Source organism: Nocardiopsis lucentensis DSM 44048 (genome assembly GCF_000341125.1).
In the GTDB taxonomy this organism is placed as follows: domain Bacteria; phylum Actinomycetota; class Actinomycetes; order Streptosporangiales; family Streptosporangiaceae; genus Nocardiopsis; species Nocardiopsis lucentensis.
Genome location: NZ_ANBC01000431.1, coordinates 1 through 4433 on the forward strand (window position 1 = coordinate 1; position 4433 = coordinate 4433).

At 73.2% G+C, this 4433-nt stretch carries 4 protein-coding genes and 1 pseudogene; 4 read left to right on the forward strand and 1 reads right to left on the reverse strand.

Features of this window, described 5'->3' with window-relative positions; translation table 11 throughout:
• A pseudogene (locus D471_RS34565) lies at nucleotides 1-378 on the reverse strand (sensor histidine kinase); the annotation flags it as partial.
• Nucleotides 379-548: 170 nt separating this feature from the next.
• Here D471_RS34565 and D471_RS0115230 point away from each other — a divergent pair.
• The 4 genes from D471_RS0115230 to D471_RS34570 form a co-directional block, all read left to right on the forward strand.
• The gene (locus D471_RS0115230; RefSeq protein WP_017599413.1) at nucleotides 549-1640 is read left to right on the forward strand and encodes an ABC transporter permease; all 1092 of its coding nucleotides are present in this window, start codon (nucleotides 549-551) and stop codon (nucleotides 1638-1640) included.
• The gene (locus tag D471_RS0115235; protein ID WP_017599414.1) at nucleotides 1637-2320 is read left to right on the forward strand and encodes an ABC transporter ATP-binding protein; all 684 of its coding nucleotides are present in this window, start codon (nucleotides 1637-1639) and stop codon (nucleotides 2318-2320) included. The genes D471_RS0115230 and D471_RS0115235 overlap by 4 nt, the downstream gene beginning before the upstream one ends.
• A gap of 225 nt (nucleotides 2321-2545) precedes the next feature.
• Nucleotides 2546-3280 (forward strand): C40 family peptidase, encoded by a 735-nt coding sequence (locus tag D471_RS0115240; protein WP_017599415.1) that lies wholly within the window; start codon nucleotides 2546-2548, stop codon nucleotides 3278-3280.
• Nucleotides 3281-3396: 116 nt separating this feature from the next.
• Nucleotides 3397-4433: hypothetical protein (locus D471_RS34570; RefSeq protein ID WP_206538947.1), on the forward strand; the 1037-nt coding region annotated here is incomplete at its 3' end.

Consider the following 4433-nt stretch of genomic DNA (forward strand, 5'->3'; position numbering starts at 1 on the left):
CGTTCCGCGCAGCAGGTGCAGGTGGAGGAAGAACAGGGGGAAGGCCAGCCACACGAAACCCGGGGCGGCCAGGGACAGCAGCGCCCACAGCACCGTCACCGCGGCCAGCCAGCCCAGGGAGCGGCCGCGCCGCACGTCGTGCCGGGCGGCCCGGGCGCCCAGGCAGTAGACGGCGGCGAGCAGCAGCGCGCCGGCCACGACCGCCCACCGGGTCCACAGCGGGTGGCCGGGCGCCACGGCGTCCGGGCCCGGCAGGAGGTAGCGGACCAGGCCCAACCCGAGCAGCAGCAAAAAGCACGCGTGCAGCAGCAGCCGCAGGGCGCGCAGCACCGTCGTGACCTCGGGCAGCCCGGTGGCCCGTCCTTCGCCGTACCGCATCATCGCAGCGTACGGCGTATCCGGTCCGCTCCGCATCAACCGAACGATGGAGCTGCGGCTCCACCCCGGCCCCGACGAGGGCGCTCCCTTCGGGCGATGTGGCCGGGCCCCGGCCCGGAGGAGTCTTGGGGGCATGCACCAACCACGTGTTCCCAGGAAGGAGGGCCGCCGTGTTCGTCGCCCTTCGTGACATCCGCTTCGCACGGGGACGGTTCGCCCTCATGGGCGCGGTCGTCGCGCTCATCACCCTGCTGGTCGTCCTGCTGTCCGGGCTCACGGCGGGACTGGCCGACCAGTCCACCTCGGCCGTTCGCGGCCTGCCCGCCAGCCACGTCGCCTTCGGGACCTCCGGAGACGACGCACCCGAGGAGTCCTACGCCGACAGCACCGTCACCGAGGCCCAGCTCGACGCCTGGCGCGGCACCGGCGGCGTGGAGTGGGCCGAACCCCTGGCCCTGGCCACCACCCGCGCCGAATTCAGCGGTGGCGCGTCCTCGGCGGTGGCGCTGCTGGCCGCCCCGGCGGGCGGGCATCTGGCTCCGGCGGGCGTCGCCGGCGGCGTGGTCGTCGGGCGGGACCTCGCCGACGAGTACGGGCTCGAGGCCGGTGCCACCCTCACCGTCGCCGGGACCGACCTGACCGTGGCCGACGTCGCCGACACCGGCCACCACAGCCACCTTCCCGTGGTGTGGGCCGACATCGACACCTGGCGGGACCTGGATCCGCGCACCGACCGGGGCGAGGCCCCCGACGCGCCGGTCGCGAACGTGATCGCCGCCGGGGTCGATTCCCCGGACGCCGCGGCCACGGCCGACGACCGCGCGGGAACGGTGTCGGTCACCCGCGACGACAGCCTGACCGCGATCGGCTCGTTCTCCTCCGAGAACGGGTCCCTCGTGGCCATGCAGGGCTTTCTGTACGCGATCTCCGCGCTCGTGGTCGGGGCGTTCCTGACCGTGTGGACGATCCAGCGCGCCGGAGACGTCGCGATCCTCAAGGCGCTCGGCGGCTCCACCCGCTACCTGCTGCGCGACGCACTCGCCCAGGCGATCGTCGTCCTCGTCTCGGGTGCCGCCCTCGGCGGCGCCGCGGGCGCGGCGCTGGGCGCGGCGGCCGCGTCGGCGGTGCCCTTCGAGCTGAACCCGGCCACCACCCTCCTGCCCGTGGGCGCGATGGTCGCGCTGGGCATGCTCGGCGCGGTCCTGGCCGTCCGCCGCGTCACCTCCGTCGACCCGTTGACCGCCTTGGGAGGCGTCCGATGAGCCTGGAACTGCACGACGTGACCCTGACCTTCCCCGACGGCGACGGGGTGGTGACCGCCCTGGACCGGGTGTCGGTCCGGGTGACCCCCGGCGAGCTGGCCGCCGTGGTGGGCCCCTCCGGGTCGGGCAAGTCGAGCCTGCTGGCGGTGGCCGCCACCCTGGTCCGCCCCGACTCGGGCTCAGTGTCCGTGGGCGGCGCCGACACGCTCGGGCTGCGGCCCCGCGAGCTGGCGGCGCTGCGGCTGCGGGAGGTGGGGATCGTGTTCCAGCAGCCGAACCTGCTGGGGTCGCTCACCGCCGTCGAACAGCTCCAGGTGACCGACCACATGCGTGGACGGCCGCCCCGCCGGTCGCGCGCCGCCGCACTGGAGACCCTGGCCGCCGTCGGGCTGTCGGGCAAGGAGCACCGGCGCCCGCACCAGCTGTCGGGGGGAGAGCGCCAGCGGGTGAACATCGCGCGGGCGCTCGTCGGGCGGCCGAGCGTCCTGCTGGTGGACGAGCCGACGGCGGCGCTGGACCACGAACGGGGCGCGCGGATCATGGACCTGCTCGCCGAGGCCACTCGGACGTTCGACGTGGCCACCCTTCTGGTCACCCATGACACCGAGCACCTCGGCGCGGCCACCCGGGTGCTGGAGATGCGGGACGGATCACTGCGCGCGCTGGAGCGGTCCCGCTGATCCGGATCCGGGGGACGGGCTCGGGCCCCGACGGCGGACGTGGCCGGAGGGCGGGGTCCGCACGGCAGGCGCGGGCCCGCACGGCGGGTGGGGTGCGCGGGACAGGTGCGCGGCCCGCGCACCAGCTGGTCGTCCGGGTGCGCGTGGCCCGCCTGCACCCCCGCTGCGCGCCCACTGCACCGAGGTTTCAGGGTCGATACAGCCAGTTACCGGACCCTGACGGACATGGTGCGCAAAACACGACCTCCGGCGCGTCTCGAGGGCGACACGATCGACGTCGTCCACCACGCGCGAAGCGATGAGGCCCATGGCTCCGCCGTCTGGGTGAGGGCGACCGACCGCCTCCGGGCCGCTGGTTCCTCCCTGCCCACCGACACCGACGACGTTTCCGGAGCGGCTCCGCGCTCGGCCGTCGGCCGGGGCGGCGGGGCGGCCCCCGGGCCCCGTGCGCGCGGTGTGGGGCACGGCCGTATCGGCGGCCCACCCGGGTCGACCTCGGGTACCCCGGAGGAGCGCGTCCGGCGGGTCATCGCCACGGCGCGGGCCCAGACCGGCCGGGGCTTCAGCTACTCCTGGGGCGCCGGAGGCTATGGAGGTGCCTCCCACGGCATCAGCTCCCCCAGCCCCGACGGCCACTACGACCACGACGTCCTCGGCTTCGACAGTGCGGGACTGACGCTGTACGCCTTCTGGAAGGGCGCGGGCATCGACATCGGCGCCCACCCGGAGGCGCAGTACGGCCACAGCTGCGCGCGGCGGGTCCCCTACGGCCAGCGCAAGCCCGGTGACCTGCTCTTCTGGGGAGGCGGTCCCTCCTCGACCACACACGTGGCGATCTACGTCGGCGACAACGAGATGATCGAGGCGTCGTGGCCGCGTGACGCCGACAGCATCCGCGTGTCGCGGGTGGGCGGGCCCCACGGACCGCCCATGTCCACCGTGGTCCGGTTCATCGAGTAGACGGCGCGGACGCGCTGGTCAGCCCTGGCCCCCTCGGTCCTCGCTGCACGGCGACTGCACCCCGGCTGCACCAGCGGTTCAGGGTCGGTACAGGGCGTTCGCGAATCCTGTCGGGCATGTTCAGAAAAGCGAGACTCCCCGACCGCGCGGGGGACATCACTGACGGACTCCGACGACACCTCCTCCGGGTGCTGTCGGTGCTGGCCGCGTTCACGGCCGCCTTCGCGCTGACCACCACGCTACCGGCCCCCGCCGAGGCCGCCACTGGCTTCACCGCCAAGACCGACCTGGCCGGACGGGACGCCAAGAGCACCTCGGCCACCGAGGTCAAGACCTACCCAGCCGGGTCGACGGTCCAGATCGTCTGCCAGGACCGCGGCGAGCTCGCCTACGGCTCCGACGTCTGGAACAGGACCACCGACGACCTGTGGGTGGTCGACCACTACCTCTACACCGGCTACGACGGCTTCCACCCCGACATGCCCCGGTGCTCGGACACCGGTCAGGACGGCCACAACTTCACCGCGCTGGCGGACCTGAACGGCCGCAGCACGCCCTACCTCGACGGACGCACCGTCGAGGAGAACATGTACCGCCAGGGGGAGACCGTCACCGTGGTCTGCCAGACCACCGGAGGTGAGGCGTACGGCTCCACGGTCTGGGACAAGACCACCGAGAACGTCTATGTCGCGGACCACTACGTCGACACCGGGTACAGCGGCTTCCACCCCGACGTCCCCCGGTGCGAGGACGGGATCCCCGACTCGTTCGGCTTCACCGCCAAGACCGACCTGGCGGGCCGCAACGGCCGGAGCCTGTCGGGCACCGAGATCAGGACCTACCCGGCGGGGTCGACGGTCCAGATCGTCTGCCAGACCACCGGCGAGAACGCCTACGGCTCCAACATCTGGAACAAGACCACCGACGACCTGTGGGTCACCGACTACTACCTCTACACGGGGTACTACACCTTCCACCCCGAGGTGCCGCGCTGCGACGACGGCTCGTTCGGCTCACGGGGCTTCACCGCCAAGACCGACCTGGCCGGACGGGACGCCAGGACCACCTCGGCCACCGAGGTCAAGACCTACGCGGGTGGCTCGACCGTCCAGATCGTCTGCCAGACCACCGGCGAGAACGCCTACGGCTCCAA